We start from the raw sequence: 17,095 nt of genomic DNA, 5'->3' as shown, positions 1-17,095 counted from the left end.
GGTGATTGCCGAAGTGATCGCAGAAAGCTATTCAGCTACGTATGATAGCTCTCCGACTCGAATCGCTTCGGTTACGCGAGTAGTCGCCTCCGTCGACGGAACTTTCTTGTGTTCGTGTGGCGGTTCGTTCGGGCATGGATCCCGGTTCGCTGACCCCGTCGCTTCGGGAAACCCTGGCCGTCTTCGAGCGCTCCGAGGAACCCCGGACGACGCCGGAAGTCGCGGAGCAGCTCGATCTCGGCCGACGAAGTACCTACGCGCGACTGGAGCGACTCGTCGATCACGATCGCCTCGAGACGAAGAAGGTCGGGGCGAACGCCCGCGTCTGGTGGCGTTCGGACGACGACGGCGAGGGCGAGGAGTTCCGCCGGCTCGTCGAAGCGGTCGACGAGTACGCCATCTTCACGCTCGACGCGGACGGTCACGTCCGGAGCTGGAACCCCGGCGCCGAGCGCATCAAGGGCTACGCCGCCGAGGAAATCCTGGGCGAACACTTCTCGGCGTTCTACACGGACGAGGACCGCGAGGCGGGCGTGCCGGCCGACAACCTGGCGCGGACGGCCGACGAGGGCGTCGTCGAGGACGAGGGCTGGCGGGTTCGCGCCGACGGCTCGCGCTTCTGGGCGAACGTCACGATCACGGCGATCCGCGACGCGGACGGCGATCTCGACGGGTTCGCGAAGGTGACCCGGGACATGACCGAGCGACGCGAACAGGAACGACGCCTCCAGCGCGAGCGCGACCTCGTCGAACGGATCCTCGAGACGAACCCCGTCGGAACGATGGTCGTCGATCCCGACGGCGAGATCACGCGTATCAACGATCGAGCGAGGGAGATCCTCGAGATCGACGACGACGAAGCGTCCGGGTACGACCCCGGTGACCGGCCGGTCTACGACGTCGACGGGGAGCCGGTTTCCGTCGCGGATCATCCGGCGTCGCGGGTCCTGTCGACGGGGGAGGCGGTGTACGACTGGCAGGCTCGCGTCGAGGTTCCCGGCGGCGGGTCGCGGTGGCTCTCGGTCAACGCCGCGCCCGTGCGCGACGAGGACGGCGACATCAAACGCGTCGTGACGACCGGCGAGGATATCACCCAGCTCAAGGCCCAGGCCGACCAGCTCGAACGCCAGCGAGACGAGTTGCGCGCGGAGCTCGACGACGTCTTCACGCGGATCGACGACGGGTTCGTCGCCCTCGACGAGTCGCTGCGCTTCGTCTACGTCAACGAACGGGCGGCGTCGTTACTCGGCCGCGAGGTCAGCGAACTCACCGGCGAGTACGTCTGGAACGCCTTCGACCCGGCGCAGTTCGACACCGACGCGTTCGAGACGGCCCGCTCGACGGGAGAGACGACCTCGTTCGAGCAGTACTACGAACCCCTCGATACCTGGTTCGACGTGCGCGTCTACCCGTCCGACTCCGGCCTGTCGATCTACGTTCGCGACGTCACCGAGCGCAAGGCGCGCGAACGCGAGCTCGAACGCTACGAAACCATCGTCGAGACGGTCCAGGAGGGAATTTACGCCGTCGACCAGGACGGCGCGTTCACGCTGGTCAACGAACCCTACGAGGCGATGGCCGGCCACGGTCGCGAGGAACTGCTCGGCGCGGACGTCTCGACCGTAATCGACGACGAGGCGGTGCTCGAACGGGCCGCGGAACTGGAATCGGAGCTGGCGGCCGGCGAGCGAGAGACGGGGTCGATCCGGGCGGAACTCACCGACGCCGACGGCGACTCCCTGATCGGCGAGGCGACCTTCTCGCTCATGGAGACCGACGACGGCTACGAGCGCGTCGGCGTCGTCCGGGACGTCACGGAGCGAATCGAGCGAGAGCGGGAACTGAAGCGCTACGAGACGATCGTCGAGACCGTCAGCGACGGCATCTACGTCCTCGACGACGAGTTTCGATTCACCTCGGTCAACGACGCCTACGTGGAGATGACGGGCTACGACCGCGACGAATTGCTCGGCGCCCCGAGTTCGCTCGTCGTCTCCGAGGACGTGACGGACGACTCGTTCGAACGCGTCGCCGCGCTCGCCGAGAGCGGCGGTGGCAGCGCCGTCCTCGAGGCGGACATCGAGCGGGCCGACGGGACCACGCTGCGGGCGGAGAGTCGGTTCTCCCCGCTCGAACGCGCCGACGGCGCCGTCTGGAAGGTCGGCGTCGTCCGCGACGTCAGCGAGCGCGTCGAACGCGAGCGACGGCTCCGACGACAGGTCGACCAGCAGAGCGCCGTCGCCGATCTCGGCCAGCGGGCGGTCGACGCGGCCGACCTCTCGTCGGTGCTCGCGGACGCCGCGGACCGCGTCGTCGAGACGCTCGGGATCGATCGGTGCGTCGTCCTCGAGCACGACGAGGAATCCGACGCGCTCGGCGTCTCCCGGTGGGCCGGCGAGCCGGCCGAGGCTGCCGCCGAGGCCGCCAGGGACGTCGACGAGCGGGGACCGGCGACCCGCGCGTTCGAGACCGGCGATCCGATCGTCGTCGAGGACGTCGCTGGCGACGACCGATTCGCGGCGTGGGCGGCCGACCGCGACGCGGAACGCGTCGTCGCGACGCCCGTCGGCCCCGCGGACGACCCCTGGGGCGTGCTCGTGGCCGCCGACGCGAGCGAGGGCTCGGTCGCCGATCACGACGTGGCGTTCGTCCAGTCCGTCGCGACGATCCTGGCGTCGGCGATCGACCGTCACGAACGGGAGCAAGCGCTGGTCCACCAGCGCGAGCAGCTGGCATCGATGAACGACCTCTACGCGGTGCTGCGCGAGATCACGGTCGACGTCATCGAGCAGTCGACGCGCGCGGAGATCGAGGAGACGGTGTGTGCGCACCTCGCCGACGCGACCTCGTACCGCCTCGCCTGGATCGGCGAGGCGGACGCGACCAGCCGGACCGTCAGCGTTCGCACCGCCGACGGCGAGACGGACTACCTCGAGGACGTCACGATCTCGATCGATCCGGCCGACGAGCGAGCCGACGGCCCCACCGGCCGCGCGTTCCGGACCGGCGAGTTACGGACGTCGACCGACCTCGCCACCGAGGACCGGTTCGAGCCCTGGCGCGAGGCGATCGACGGGCACGACGTTCGCTCCTCGGCCGCGGTCCCGATCGTCGACGAGGGGACTATCTACGGGGTGTTGAACGTCTACGCCGATCGTCCGCGGGCCTTCGAGGGCCGGGTGGGCGATCTCCTCGCGCAACTCGGTTCGATCGTCGGCCACGCGATCGCGGCCGCGGAGCGCAAGCGGGCCCTGATGAGCGACGAACTCGTCGAACTCGAGTTCGAGATCCGCGACATCTTCGAGACGTTCGAGGCGGAGGCCGAGGCGGCTGGTCGGATCGAGATCGACCACGCGATGCCGATGGACGAGGACTTCCTCGTCTTCGGATCGACGACGCCCGAGGCCGTCGACGCGCTCGAGACGCTCGCCGACTCGCTGCCGTTCTGGGAGTCCCTCGCGATCACGGGCGAGACCGAGCCGACGTTCGAGGCGCGGCTCTCGGAACCGCCGATCCTCTCGACCGTCGCCTCGTTCGGCGGCCGCGCCGAACGCACCGTCATCGAGGACGGCGACTGCCTGGTTCGAGTGCAACTCGCGCCGAGCGTCGACGTCCGTCGGGTGGTCGAGACGCTCGAGGCGTCCTATCCCGACGTCGACCTGCGGCGACGGCGGCAGGTCACCCGCGAACCGGAGGTCGAGATGCCGAGTACGCACGTCCTCTCGTCGCTCTCCGACCAGCAGCGACGGACCCTGGAGACGGCTCACCACGCGGGATACTTCGACTGGCCGCGAGAGCGATCGGGCGAGGACGTGGCCGCCTCCCTCGACATCGCCCCGGCGACCTTCCACCAGCACCTCCGGAAGGCCCAGCGGAAGGTGTTCGACGCCGTGTTCGACGCCGCCCGGGTGTAGGGATCGTCGCGGGATCGCCGTCGACTGGCGGCCGTTGCGGGTTGCTTCCCGCCTTCGCCGTCAGTCTCGGATCGCGGTCGAACTCCTCGTTGGGTTAGGACGACCCAAATCGACGCGCTTTTCAACTATTAGGCAAACCTAAACCGCAACGATGAGACCGACATCGCGACGGGAGACGCTCGCCGCGTCCGCGGCGGCGGCTTCGCTGCTGGCTGGCTGTGTGAGTGGAACCGAGGACGGCGATGATTCGAACGGCGACGCCGACCCCTACGAGGTGTCGATGGCGCCCGTCGGAACCGTCGAGTTCGACTCGGTACCGGAGACGTACCTCAGCTACGAATCGACCTACGCGGAGATGGGCGTCGCCCTCGGCGTCGGCGACGGGCTCCGGGCCGTCGGAAACAAGGGTCGATTCCTCACCGGGAACTTCGACGAGCTCGGGATTCCGTACACGAGCGGGGACGAACTCGCGCAACTGTGGGACGACGGCATCGACGTCGAACGCTTCTACGATCTGGACGTCGACGTCCACCTGGTCGATCCCAACTGGTTCGAGTACAACTTCGGCTCGCTCGACGCCGACGACGTCGACGAGATCGCCTCGATCGCCCCGTTCGTCGGCAACACGATCTTCAGGCGCACCGACTCGTGGCACGATTACGAGTACTACACGCTGTACGAGGCGTTCGAGAAGATCGCCAAGGTATTCCAGCGCGAGGATCGCTACGAGGCGTTCTCGGCGTATCACGACGAGATCCTCGAGAGCGTCGACGCGGCGCTACCGCCCGCGTCGGAGCGCCCGAACGCCGTCGCGATCTACGGCGGCGAGGAGCCCGACCAGTTCTCCCCGGGCCGGATCGACGGCGGCGGCGTCGATTCCAAACACTTCCGCGACCTGGGGCTCGAGGACGCGTTCGCGGGGACCGGGGTCGAGGGGATCAGCACGAACAACCGCACGCAGATCGGCTACGAGACGCTGCTCGATGTCGATCCGGACGTCATCTTCCTCCGGGGTCACGAACACAAGAGCCGAGACGAGTTCGAATCCACGACGGTCGCGTACATGGAAGACCACGGTCTCGGCGGGGATTTGACGGCCGTCGAGGCGGGCCGCGTGTACCGGGCCGGGCCGGTCTACCTCGGTCCGATCTCGCACCTGTTTACGCTCGAGCGGGTCGCGGGTGAACTGTTCCCCGATCGGTTCGACGGACCTCTCTTCGACCGCGATCGGGTCGGAGACATCGTCACGGGCGACGCCTGACCATGGCCGGCCCGGCATCGGGGGCGGAATCGGCTCGCCCGCCCGCGCTGGCGGACCGACTCCGTCGGCTCGACCCGAGCCTCGCGGCCGTCGTCCTCGGCAGCCTCGCGCTCGTCGTGACCGGGCTCGTGATACAGGTTCGATTCGGCGACTACAGCATGTCGCTGCGCGAGGTCTGGTTCGCGCTGCTGGACGCCGACGTCTGGTACGACCCGCACGTCCTCCTCTCGCTGTTCCTCGGTGAGGACCTGATGCGAACGCTGCTGTTCGTCCCGGAGAGCTACCAGCTACCGGAGCTGGCGCGGAACACGAAGGTCGTCTGGCACCACCGGATTCCGCGCGTGCTGGTCGGCATCATGGTCGGACTCAACTTCGCGGTCAGCGGCACCATCTTCCAGGCGGTCACCCGGAACGAGTTGGCGAGTCCCTACACGCTCGGGGTCACCAACGGGGCCGCGTTCGTCGTCATCCTGGCGCTGGTGTTCGCCCCCGGGCTGGCGGGTTCGCTGCCGCTGCTCGCGGGCCTCGGCGGCGCAGCGGCGTTCCTCGTCGTCTACACGATCGCCTGGAAGGGCGGCACCAGCCCCGTCAGACTCGTCCTCGCCGGCATCGTCATCGCCTACATCTGCACGTCGCTCCAGCACGCCGCCTACACGTTCGCCGAGGACGTCACGACGTTCAAGACGGCGATCAACTGGACGATGGGGTCGCTGACCGGCGCGGGCTGGGGCGAGGTTCGCATCGTCTTCCCGTGGACGGTCGCCACGATCGCCCTGTCGATCGCCGGCGCGCGGCAGCTCGACGTCCTCTCGCTGGGCGAGGAGACCGCGTCCGCGCTGGGGATGTCGGTCGAGCGGATCCGCTTCGGCCTGTCGGCGGTGGCGATCCTGGCGGCGTCCTCGGCCATCGCGGTCGCCGGCGTCGTCGCCTTCGTCGGCCTCATCGTCCCGCACATGGTGCGGACGATCGTCGGGAGCTCCCACTGGCGGCTGCTGGTGGGCTGTTGTTTCGTCGGGCCGGCGCTGCTGGTCGTCGCCGACGTCGGCGCCCGCCTGGGCGCCCAGTTGCTCGTCGACACGCCGGTCCAGCTGCCGGTCGGCGTCGTGACCGGCATCATCGGCGGCACCTACTTCGTCTACCTGATGCGTCGACGCACCAACCTGGGTGAACTCTAACCGTGTCCGAACCACTTCACCACCGAGAGACCGACCGTACCGACTCCGAACCACCCGCCGAGGACCCGGACCGGCCCGACGGTCGGGCCGCAGCGGAGACGGGCGATCGCCAGCCGTCCGACGCGGACGGGACCGGAACGGCCAGCCAGCTCGTCGGTGACTCGCTCGCCCTCGGCTATCCGTCGACCGACGAGCCGATCGTCGAGGTCGAGCGGATCGACCTCCCGGCCGGCGAGGTGACCGCACTGGTCGGTCCGAACGGCAGCGGCAAGTCGACCCTGCTGCGAGCGCTCGCCCGCCAGCTCGAGCCCGAGGCTGGGGAAGTACTGTTCGACGACACCGACGTCCGGTCGTTCGGGAACAAGGAGTTCGCCCGTCACGTGGGGCTGCTCTCCCAGGAGCGCGACTCGCCGGGATCGATCAGCGTCGAGGAGTTGCTCGATCACGGCCGGTACCCCTACCGCGGGTTCTTCGAGGGGCCGGACGACGCGGACCGCGCGGCCATCGAACGCGCGATCGAACGCGTCGGGATCGAGCACCTGCGCTCGGCCGACCTCGACTCGCTGAGCGGCGGCCAGAAGCAACTCGTCTGGGTCGCCATGGTCCTCGCCCAGGAGACGGACGTCCTGCTCCTCGACGAGCCGACGACGTACCTCGACCTGCACCACCAGCTGCGCGTGCTCGACGTGGTCGAACGCCTCTCGGCCGATCACGACGTGACCGTCGGCATCGTCCTCCACGACATCGGCCAGGCGGCCCGGTACGCCGACAACCTCGTCGCGCTCAAAGAGGGCTCGGTCTACGACTGGGGGCCCCCGGACGAGGTCGTCACGGACGTCCTCCTCGAGGAGGTGTTCGGCGTCGTCGCCTCGGTCGGCTACGGCGAATCGGGGCCGACGATCCTCCCCCACCGCGCCGTCGAGGAGTGAGCCCTCGGGTCTATACCTTTCGCCGAGCGGGCCGACCGGGTTTGTCACGCGACGACGGGCCACAACGATTAGCCGAGCGGGCCACCACTCACCACTATGTCCGATCGGTTCCTCGTGCTCGGCGACAACCACGGTGACACGTCGTCGCTCCGGCGCGTGCTGGACGACGCCGAGGGCGAAGCGCTCGACTACGTCGTTCACGTCGGCGATTTCACTCGCGCCTGGCGAGTTGCCAGACGCGAGGCCTCGGAACGAGCGAGCGGTGACCGGAAGGGAACCGCGAGACGCGAGGCCGACCGACGTGAGGCCTCGGAACGAGCGAGCGGTGACCGGAAGGGAACCGCGAGACGCGAGGCCGACGTGGAGGCGGGAACGCAACGCGGCGCCGAGCAACTCGCGGCCGTCGAACCGCTCCTCCGACGGCTCGACGACCGCGCCACGCACGGATTGGTGTGGGTCTACGGAAACCAGGACTTCTTCGGCGACCTCCCGACCGATCTCGACGTCGGAACCGAAATCCCCGAGGGCGGCCGCGTGACGGTCGGCGACCACACGTTCACGAACGCGCCGTACGACGCGAGCGAGGGCGAGATCCTGGTCACCCACGTGGAGAAGTGGTCGATCGTCGACCACTTCGACGGGCTCGCGCACTTCTGCGGAAATACCCATCGGGGCCGCCATCTGGACCGCCGCCTCAACGCGGCGTTTCTCCACTACTTGCATCCCGAGACCGAAGACCCGGTCTACGGCGGCTACTTCCTCGTCGAACTCGACGACGATGGGCTCGACGTCGAAGCGCGATCGATCGGATCGCTCGACCGACGCGAGTGTGAGCGCCACCGAGAGCGCGGCGTCCAGTTTCAACCGGCCGACCGGCCCTGCATGTTCTGCCGGGACGAGAGAACGCTCATGCGAGAGCTCGCGGCGTCGTCCTTCTACGGTCTGACCGGCCAGCCGGCTGGCGACGCGGTTCGGGTAGACGGCCGGACGGTGGCGTCGCGGGGCCCGTTCGAGGACGGCATAGCAACGCAGCGGGCCGACGCATCGGTCTCCCGGGACGCGCTCGTCGAGTGTGCCGTCGACCTGTGGGCGGATCCGCCCGCCGGCTTCCGCGAGACGTTCGCGGACTATCTCGAGAGCGTCCCAGAAGACCGGTACGCGCCCCTTGCGCGCACCGACGTCGGCACGTTCGAACTGGCGGACCGAAGCTACGCCTATTGAGCCTGGCCGGCGGTGCAATCGGCGGGCGAACCGGTCCGTCGCCATCGCCGCCTGGCGGCCCGCGATTCGGACAGCCTGGCCGGCGCGTCGCGCCGAGACGATGCGAACGACTCTTAAAATCCGCCCGTCTACGGGGGGACGTGTCGAAGCAGCTCCAGCAGGTCGAGACGCTCTTCTGTCACGCGACCGGCGACGACTACCTGGTCGTCGTCGAGCGTGACGGCGAGCGGCTGTTCCGGGCGAAACTCGACCTCTCGGAGACCTCGGCGGGCCCGCGGCCCGCGAAGTTCCGCCTCAAGGACGGTTCGAGCGAGCAGCCGCGCCAGCCCGACGAGTTCGTCGAGCTGGCCCGCCGGGCCCGGCGGATCCGGATTTCAGAGCAGACGCCGGCCGAGAAACGCGACGAACTGCTGGCGATGCTCTCGGGCTACCAGCTCGAGGACAAGGCGAAGGCGGTGCGGACCTGTCGCTACTGCGCGTCGGCCGGCCGGTACTCGCCGGTGACGACCGAGACGGCCGTCAAGGACGATCGCGACTGGATCTGCCGGGACTGCGCCCGGCAGGAACTCGAACGCCAGCTCTCCTACACCGGCGGCGTCACCGGCGCGGCGAAAGAGCGCCTGGAGGAGCTGATGATGGAGGTCCAGGACCTCCAGCGCATCGTCAACCTCCTGCAGGGACGGCTCGATCCGGAGTTGACCAAGTTCGATACGATCAGCGCGACGACCGACGAGGTCGACCCGGTTCGCGTCGACACGCTGGACCTGCATCCGGACCTGCAGGCGCTTCTGGAGGATCGATTCGATACCCTGCTGCCGGTCCAGAGCCTCTCGGTCGAGAACGGACTGCTTTCGGGCGAGGACCAGCTCGTCGTGAGCGCGACGGCGACCGGCAAGACGCTGGTCGGGGAGCTGGCGGGGATCGACCGCGTCCTGAAGGGCAAGGGAAAGCTGCTCTTCCTGGTGCCGCTGGTCGCGCTGGCCAACCAGAAGCACGAGGACTTCCGGGACGAGTACGGCCACCTCGTCGACGTCTCCATCCGCGTCGGGGCGAGCCGGATCGCCGACTCGGGCAACCGGTTCGACCCGAACGCCGACGTGATCGTCGGCACCTACGAGGGGATCGACCACGCACTGCGGACGGGCAAGGAGATGGGCGACATCGGCACCGTCGTCATCGACGAGGTCCACACCCTCAAAGAGCCCGAACGCGGCCACCGCCTCGACGGGCTCATCTCCCGGCTCAAGTACGTAACGGAGAACCGGGCGGCCGAACGAACAGGGTACGACGGTGCACAGTGGGTCTACCTGTCGGCGACCGTCGGCAATCCCGAGCACCTCGCGCGGACGCTGGAGTCGACGCTGATCGAGTTCGAGGAGCGCCCGGTCCCGATCGAGCGCCACGTCACCTTCGCCGACGGCGGGGAGAAGGTTCGCGTGGCGAACAAGCTCGTCAAGCGCGAGTTCGACACCAAGTCCTCGAAGGGCTATCGGGGGCAGACGATCATCTTCACGAACTCCCGCCGGCGCTGTCACGAGATCTCGCGCAAGCTCGAGTACGACGCGGCGCCCTACCACGCCGGGTTGGATTACAAGCGTCGCAAGACCGTCGAGCGCAAGTTCGGCGACCAGGAGCTCGCGGCGGTCGTCACGACGGCCGCGCTGGCGGCCGGGGTCGACTTTCCCGCCTCGCAGGTCGTCTTCGACTCCCTGGCGATGGGAATCGAGTGGCTCTCCGTCCAGGAGTTCCACCAGATGCTCGGCCGCGCGGGGCGCCCCGATTACCACGACGAGGGGAAAGTCTACGTCCTCGTCGAACCCGACTGCGCGTACCACAACTCGATGGAGGGGACGGAAGACGAGATCGCGTTCAAACTCCTCAAGGGCGAGATGGAGTCGGTGATGACCCACTACGACGAGGACGCGGCCGTCGAGGAGACGCTCGCGAACGTCACCGTCGGCGGGCGCGACGCCAAGCGACTCAACGACCGCATGCTGGGCGAGGTGCCGACGAAACACGCCGTCGGCAAACTGCTCGAGTACGACTTCATCGACGGCTTCGAGCCGACGCCGCTGGGTCGGGTCGTCACCGAACACTTCCTCGATCCGGGCGAGGCCTTCACCCTCCTCGACGGCATCCGGAAGGACGCACACCCCTACGACCTGATCGCCGACATCGAACTGCGAGACGCCGACCTGTAGGTCGACGACCCGTCCGAGACGACGCCGCTGGCGGTGTTCGAGCATCGATACTGCCCTCGGCGGTTCCGTTCGATATTTCCGGATCCACTGCCGACCAACTGCGGGGGTGGGGCACCCGAATAGTAACTTCGGTTACCATTCACCACAACCAGTTTCAATAGCCCATCTGTGGCCGGAAATATAAAGGGAGGTGGGGTGTATTATCGGATATCGCCGACGAGAAGCGCATGGATTCAGTGTCACCAGATTCGATCGAGCCGCCGGCGAACGTCCTCGTCTTGTGCGACTCCCGGGCGCACGCCGAGGGGTGCGCGTCATTGTGTACCCACGACGATTGCACCGCGCTCTTGCAGGTCACGTTCGCCGGGCAGGAGCGCGAACCGGAGACGCCGTCGGGCGGCGACCGCCAGCTCGGCGTGTTGTCGGTCGGCGACGTGATCCGCGCCGCGGAGGACGGCGGCGAGCCGGATTTCACCGGCCCGGTCGCGGTCGATACGGTCTCCGACCCGACCGACATGGGCGCCATCGGGGTTTCGATCAGTCGCTTCTGCAAGCAGTGGCACGATCATCGCATCGGCGTCTGTTTCGCCTCGCTCGACGCGCTCCTGCGCCAGACCGATCCCGAGACGGTCTTCGAGTTCACCGTCTACCTGAATCGGCGTCTGGAGAGCGTCGGCGCCCTGGCGCACTACCACCTCGATCCCGCCCGCCACCCGGACGCGGTCGTCTCGGCGTTCCTCGAGATCTTCGACGACACCATCGTCGACGAGAGCGCGACGAACTCGATGCCCGAGGCCACCGACGAGGAGGTCGCCGCGTTGCTGGCCGACGTCGATACGACCGGGGCGACCGAGTATCCCTGGGAGACGGGCGGGTTCTCGGAGGCTACGGACGAGGAGATCGAGCGCGCCCTCGGCGGCTGATCGGCTGAAACGAAACTCTTTACGTACTCTGCGGCGAACGACCCCTACGGGACCGTGGGTTAGTCTGGTATACTTCGGGCCTTGGGTGCCCGTGACCGCGGTTCAAATCCGCGCGGTCCCATATTGCTGCTGTAAGCGAGTCGTGAGCAGCAGCCATTGAAAGCGCACGGTTTGAAAATGAGTCGTACGCCCGCACAGCCGAAGGAGACGTGGTTCTGAACGGAGTGAGAACCGCGAATGTGAGCGGCGAAACTGCGAACTGAGTGGGGCGAGCTGGAGCATCCCGGCGTGGGCCAAATCCGCGGCCCCTATTCAGAATATAAACAAATTGGATTGGATAACTACACCGATTTCTGGAAATATTCGCGTAACCGCCGGTCTAGACTATTCAATCGAAGGTTTTCGGCAAGAGTGTCGAACTCGACGGCCGGCTGATTCGTAACCACGTCGCAACTGCGGTACCTATGTCTTGAATTACGGCGCGTTTGTGTTGACAATGGTAATGTCTTATACCGAAACATTGTTCAGATGCGTCTATTCAAGCAGTATGCGTAACTTTGATTCCTCGGTTCGGCGGCCTCTGGTTCGGCTTTTCTAAAGCAGTTGATCAATCTCCAAGTTTCCTCTTCGATCTCTTGGAAGAGCCGTTCGACGGCGTTGCGATTTCCGTGAGGTTCGCATCGTAGACCCAAACTTCAGCGGACTACCACGGTCTGTTGCTACACCCGGGCTGGCGGAAACACGGCGACATCCACGTATATTTCTCGGTCAATTCGGGGAGAATGATACGGGTGATGTAGGTAGTATGCGTCAGAAAGAGCCTGCCGGGTCGAAATTCGTTCGTTGCGGGACCGACGGTAGCATATAGTTGGTCACATCGATCAGTAAGGTAGATCAGCATAACGCTGAGTGCGACGAGATTCGGCGGTTTGCCGCTGTTGGAGAATAATTCAGCCTTTGTACCTGGTGTGGACGGTCGATCGAGCGGGGCCGATGGCGAATCCTGCATATTGCGAACCAAATCAACGATCGATAGTTCCAGTAGATATAATTGGATATAAGGTGTCAACTCTCGAGGTGTCGCTTCGCGTTCCACAAGACTCCCACAGCAAGTAGGCGCTATAACCAGTGAATTGGCCCATATTGGCCATATACCAGAAACCGCCAACGGATCACCCCTTCAACCTCTATTCTGACCTGCATCCGCTCGTTCTCCAATTGTATTTTCGCCACCAGTTGGTCGTCCCCCAACTCTCGTCAATAGAGAGTCGGAAAAGGAGCGTTTACGCTCTTATTTTGTATTCTTAACCACTATTGGTTCCTGTGGAATTACCCTATAGAGGTCCCCTCCATTTGCAAACTCCTGTAAATGTGTATCATTGGCAATCTCTTCTTGTGGGAGTTTCTGCCTATGTGCATCAGTTATAATTCCATTATTGTCACCCATGATCACGGCCTTATACTCTTTGTTGGTCCAAGCTACATTATTGTCCTCCTCTGGGTCGGGCCCACCACAATACCAGTCATCGTCAAACGGCCTGCATTTTCCACCAGAATCCCAATATTCAGCATACTGGGAGAGTTCAAATTTTGGATTAATATCTTTGTGATGTTCAATCCGGAATTCGAAATGATGGCCTATTTCGTGTGCGGAATCACCCTTCGTGCCCCAATCCCCCAGATAGTCCCACTCATACTTAGCTGAATTGTCATACTTTTCCTGACCATCTGCAAATGCTGCTGTGGTGACCACTTCTGTGGCAACAATTCCAGCAGTTGCGCCTGAACCGTAGGCAACGCCGGCAGCACCTTTAAGAACAGTATACGCAATATCGTTAGCAATGTTTGAGGATTGATCGGTTATTGGTGGATAATGGCCGACTAGATCAGGTGAGGTTGAGATCCAGAGATCACCATCAGTGGCTTTGATTTTGCTTCCCTGATACCCTAGTTCTATGGTCTGCTTTCCATTTCGAGCACAGAATCCAACTCTAAACTTGCACAGATACCCGTCATATTCATTTTCTAGAATTTCTATAAGGTGAATGGAGGTCCCAGTTATTATTTCATCTACCAAGTCATCGCCGCCATTGGCTGTATATTTCTGATACCCGTATTCCGTCTCCTCGTCGTACGTGTCCACCTCTTCAAAATCATCATGATCTGCATGTCTAATGTCCTTGGCAGCTACATTCCCTACCAAGGAAGCCCCGCTTGCCGTAAATGCTATCCGTTTCATTAATTTCCGTCGACCATCTTTAGTGGACATGCAAATAGCAATGCCCTCCCTATACTTTTAAATTTTATGATTTAAAAATTCTATACTATTAATAGCTCCTAGTTCATATTATTAAGTAAGGCGAAGTATATGGGTTCGGAATATGGGGGGTTATGTGGCTTATCAGTCGCTTTGGCAGAGCGTTGAGCAGTTCCCAGAACGCTTGACGTGTTGGCCATTGGTCTCGTTGGCCTCATTGAATGAGTGTGTCTATGTCACTGTGGGCTGGTAGGGCGTGAGTGCGACTGGGCCCCGCGTTCGTTTTCCCTTCTTGAAACGTGGCCATGAAAACTTTGCTGAAGGTGTTCACACGCGTTGATTGCAGCAGGGATAAGCGCGTCGTCCCCCCGAAATCCACTGACAAAACAACTATGCGACTTCTTCTCAGGCTGGCCTAAGAGAAGTCGTTCACCGCAACACGGAGGGGCCTCCAGTATACGAACCCTTAGAAGACGATGAGAACTACCAACGAGAAGCGATTATTCAAAACGAAGGCAAATAGGCGGATGGCAACGCGATCGTAAAACCATGAGAGAGACACTCGCAGTTGTCATGGTTGTGATTGCTGCGCTGAGGCGTCTCAAAAGAAAAGTACACCGTATCTTAGAGTCTTTCATTTGTACCGGAGAATCTTATGCATTCGAAGCGATCAGCTTTCGACGAGATTATTTGAACTGTTGGTTCTGGTTACCGCAGGACGGCGCTGGCTTGATCCGTCAGAGCTAGGGAGTTGAAGCGGGAAACAGCGGATGGTTCATGTCCAAAATTTCTCGCTAGACCGGAAAAGTACTGTTGGTGGCCAAGGCGAATTCCCCGCCCCAGGGTGGCGGCAGGTTCGCCGGCTACGCCGTCGTTTTAGTTACACTGTCTCCTGAATTTACTTGGAGCAGTCCTACTGCGAGGCCCCGATCTCCTGAGCGAGAGGCCAAAAATGTTAACGGGGATCGGCCTCTCAAGGCCGATCTCCCTGACCACTTGACCCCAGTGAGTGCGTATGATAGGATCAAGATGGCGGTCTGGCGAGTGCTTCTGCGCCTCTCGGCACAGCTTCAAGAACCATCTGGTCACACTGTGTTGAATGGGACGTTATTAGAACGCGTGAACGCCAGCTGACACTGCTTCAGACGGCGAATTACCGTTTTCAAACACTTCAAAACGACCGCGCTCGTCGATACAGCCTCACGAGCTTTCCTCGGAGTTCACTGCACAACCAGGAAACGTCACGACACGCAGACCGGTTGGCAACTTGTTCCCGTTGAGGCGGGCGAGTAGCACAGGCCTGCCGCTGAAAACGATGCCGATTGGAAACAATTACGCGATAAACCCTGGAAAGAGGACGTAAGACACCTAATTATGGATCGAGAATTCTGCCCCATCGACCGCGTGCATAACGCGCGGATCAATGGGGCACTCTACGGTCAGAGCGCGCTGTTGAAACCGTTTTCTCGGTGATTAAGTGCAGGCTCGGTCGCCGTGCGTGCGCGAATTTGGTTTTGTGCAATTGTATTGGTGTGTGCCTTAGTCTATTACATCAACCGTACCATTAAAAGTGAAATAATGCGCCGTATGATGATTCACCACGGCCGAACTATTTTGTCCGCCAATAATGTGCTTCCTATTAGCGAAAGGAATAAGTAAATCTATTAAAGACAAATAAATATGAACCGGAGATCGTTTTTTGGAGTAACTGCCTTACCATTCCTTTCTGGATGTATGTTATTCAGAGACGATGAAAGAGTTGCCAGATCTTCAGTCGATATTGACAGAAGATTATGCAATGATACCGATGACACAGTTGATGCCCAAATGGGTGAAAGAAGGAAGACTATCCACTTTACTGGAGTAATGTCAGCTGTTTCCGCCGATGATGGGTTACGTTCATATGCATATTTACCTACAAGTGAAGATGACCGGCGGATTATCTGTGATGTAATAGCTTTGAAAACGGACGATGTAGAAACCGGGCGTTGTGAAGGCGCCGTTAAGTATTCGGGGAGGATAACATTGGATGGTGTTAGTGTCGACAGTATCCGATTTATTCATAACAATGGTGAGGAATCATATATGGTTAATAAGGTAAGCGTCTAATGGGAAACCGTTCCGCCGTGCTGTGCGCCGAGCCTCTGTTCGCTGTGACGAGTTGATCGCGTACTCCCGGGACGACGAGACGCTTCGCGGCTGCCTTCGTCACGCGCTGCTCGAAACAGCTTGGCATACCGGTGCCCGGCTCGGTGGCCTCCGAGCGCTCGATCTCCGTGACTTCGACCGAGGAGACCGAACGCTCGAGTTCGTCCACCGACCCGAAACGGGAACGCCGCTCAAGAACAAGCAGAACGGTGAGCGAGTCGTCGCGCTGAACGACCGAGTCGCGGCGACGATCTCCGAGTACATCCAGGGCGACCGGTGGGACAACCACGACGACCACGGACGGCAACCGCTGTTCACGTCGATGCAGGGGCGACCGGACCCGAATACCGTACGGGTTTGGATGTATCGGGCTACGCTCCCGTGCATTCGGAAGGAGTGCCCGCACGGTGTTGATCCCGATTTCTGCGAGTACCGTAGCCACTCGAAATGCAGTCAGTGTCCATCGTCTCGGGCCCCGCATCACGTTCGTACCGGGTCGATCACCTGGCACCGAGACCGTGGCGTTCCCCGCGAGGTCACTGCTGACCGCGTGAACGCCTCGCAGGACGTGATTGACGAGTACTACGACAAGGCGACAAAGCGAGAGCGGATGGAGAATCGTCGACGACCGCACCTGAGCAAACTCGACATCGAGGCCGAATCATGAGAACGGAATCCACCCAGTCGAACGCCGAACTGCGCAGCGAAAACCGCGCTGCTTCAATGCCGCGCGGTCCCACTTCTTCGCGACGAAGGAACGGGAGCAGCGGAGCGTGGCCACGTGCGGAGTCGAACGAGACGAGTCCCACGCCCGCGTAGCCGAAGGAAGCGCGGTTCGGAACGGAGTGAGAACCGCGAATGTGAGCGGCGAAACCCGAACGGAGCGGAGAGCGTCTCGGAAGCCGGGTCTACCCGTTCCGGATACCCGGTATCGGGCCGTGCGACCGCCCGTCGACGGTGATACCGACGCAAATCGGACGGTTCTGCCAAAATAACTATGTATGGGTGTGTGGTAGCCCGGGGTGCGGACACGTCGTCTGTGGTTGCCATCTCAGACGTCGGATCG

Annotated in this window: 9 protein-coding genes, 1 tRNA gene and 1 pseudogene; 10 read left to right on the top strand and 1 reads right to left on the bottom strand. The window is 62.8% G+C overall.

The genetic code is table 11. From position 1 onward, the window contains the following. The first annotated feature begins 134 nt into the window (after nucleotides 1-134). The 8 genes from MXA07_RS17245 (at nucleotide 135) to MXA07_RS17210 (ending at nucleotide 11,745) form a co-directional block, all read left to right on the top strand. Nucleotides 135-3,914, top strand: coding sequence for a PAS domain S-box protein (locus MXA07_RS17245; RefSeq protein WP_247729829.1), 3,780 nt, complete (start codon nucleotides 135-137; stop codon nucleotides 3,912-3,914). 151 nt (nucleotides 3,915-4,065) lie between these two features. Further along, complete coding sequence (locus MXA07_RS17240; protein WP_247729828.1) at nucleotides 4,066-5,175, top strand: ABC transporter substrate-binding protein; 1,110 nt, start codon at nucleotides 4,066-4,068, stop codon at nucleotides 5,173-5,175. A gap of 2 nt (nucleotides 5,176-5,177) precedes the next feature. Continuing rightward, complete coding sequence (locus tag MXA07_RS17235; protein ID WP_247729827.1) at nucleotides 5,178-6,350, top strand: FecCD family ABC transporter permease; 1,173 nt, start codon at nucleotides 5,178-5,180, stop codon at nucleotides 6,348-6,350. Between the two features lie 2 nt (nucleotides 6,351-6,352). After that, nucleotides 6,353-7,279 (top strand): ABC transporter ATP-binding protein, encoded by a 927-nt coding sequence (locus MXA07_RS17230; RefSeq protein ID WP_247729826.1) that lies wholly within the window; start codon nucleotides 6,353-6,355, stop codon nucleotides 7,277-7,279. A gap of 96 nt (nucleotides 7,280-7,375) precedes the next feature. Next, the gene (locus MXA07_RS17225) at nucleotides 7,376-8,500 is read left to right on the top strand and encodes a hypothetical protein (protein ID WP_247729825.1); all 1,125 of its coding nucleotides are present in this window, start codon (nucleotides 7,376-7,378) and stop codon (nucleotides 8,498-8,500) included. Between the two features lie 140 nt (nucleotides 8,501-8,640). Then, nucleotides 8,641-10,701 carry a DEAD/DEAH box helicase gene (locus MXA07_RS17220; protein WP_247729824.1) on the top strand — a complete coding sequence of 687 codons (2,061 nt, stop codon included), beginning with the start codon at nucleotides 8,641-8,643 and terminating at the stop codon, nucleotides 10,699-10,701. A gap of 227 nt (nucleotides 10,702-10,928) precedes the next feature. After that, nucleotides 10,929-11,624 carry a DUF7504 family protein gene (locus MXA07_RS17215; protein WP_247729823.1) on the top strand — a complete coding sequence of 232 codons (696 nt, stop codon included), beginning with the start codon at nucleotides 10,929-10,931 and terminating at the stop codon, nucleotides 11,622-11,624. A gap of 48 nt (nucleotides 11,625-11,672) precedes the next feature. Beyond that, nucleotides 11,673-11,745: transfer RNA gene (locus MXA07_RS17210), tRNA-Pro, on the top strand. Between the two features lie 1,170 nt (nucleotides 11,746-12,915). Here the strand turns inward: MXA07_RS17210 and MXA07_RS17205 are convergent. Further along, the gene (locus tag MXA07_RS17205; RefSeq protein ID WP_247729822.1) at nucleotides 12,916-13,893 is read right to left on the bottom strand and encodes a hypothetical protein; all 978 of its coding nucleotides are present in this window, start codon (nucleotides 13,891-13,893) and stop codon (nucleotides 12,916-12,918) included. 798 nt (nucleotides 13,894-14,691) lie between these two features. On the opposite strand from MXA07_RS17205, the pseudogene MXA07_RS17200 reads away from it, so the two are divergent. Continuing rightward, nucleotides 14,692-15,447 (top strand): annotated as a pseudogene (locus tag MXA07_RS17200) (transposase); the annotation flags it as partial. Nucleotides 15,448-15,561: 114 nt separating this feature from the next. Beyond that, a complete protein-coding gene (locus MXA07_RS17195; protein ID WP_247729821.1) occupies nucleotides 15,562-15,990 on the top strand; it encodes a hypothetical protein in 429 nt (142 codons plus the stop codon). Nucleotides 15,991-17,095: the final 1,105 nt, after the last annotated feature.

This window comes from Halovivax limisalsi, assembly GCF_023093535.1.
GTDB lineage: Archaea > Halobacteriota > Halobacteria > Halobacteriales > Natrialbaceae > Halovivax > Halovivax limisalsi.
Note: the sequence above shows the minus strand (reverse complement) of the source record. Positions and strands in the feature narration are given on the sequence as shown.

What these genes read in the sequence shown, in the direction of transcription:
- MXA07_RS17245 (WP_247729829.1), top strand. Translation starts at nt 135, where the DNA reads ATGGATCCCGGTTCGCTGACCCCGTCGCTTCGGGAAACCCTGGCCGTC.
- MXA07_RS17240 (WP_247729828.1), top strand. Translation starts at nt 4,066, where the DNA reads ATGAGACCGACATCGCGACGGGAGACGCTCGCCGCGTCCGCGGCGGCG.
- MXA07_RS17235 (WP_247729827.1), top strand. Translation starts at nt 5,178, where the DNA reads ATGGCCGGCCCGGCATCGGGGGCGGAATCGGCTCGCCCGCCCGCGCTG.
- MXA07_RS17225 (WP_247729825.1), top strand. Translation starts at nt 7,376, where the DNA reads ATGTCCGATCGGTTCCTCGTGCTCGGCGACAACCACGGTGACACGTCG.
- MXA07_RS17215 (WP_247729823.1), top strand. Translation starts at nt 10,929, where the DNA reads ATGGATTCAGTGTCACCAGATTCGATCGAGCCGCCGGCGAACGTCCTC.
- MXA07_RS17205 (WP_247729822.1), bottom strand. Translation starts at nt 13,893, where the DNA reads ATGTCCACTAAAGATGGTCGACGGAAATTAATGAAACGGATAGCATTT.
- MXA07_RS17195 (WP_247729821.1), top strand. Translation starts at nt 15,562, where the DNA reads ATGAACCGGAGATCGTTTTTTGGAGTAACTGCCTTACCATTCCTTTCT.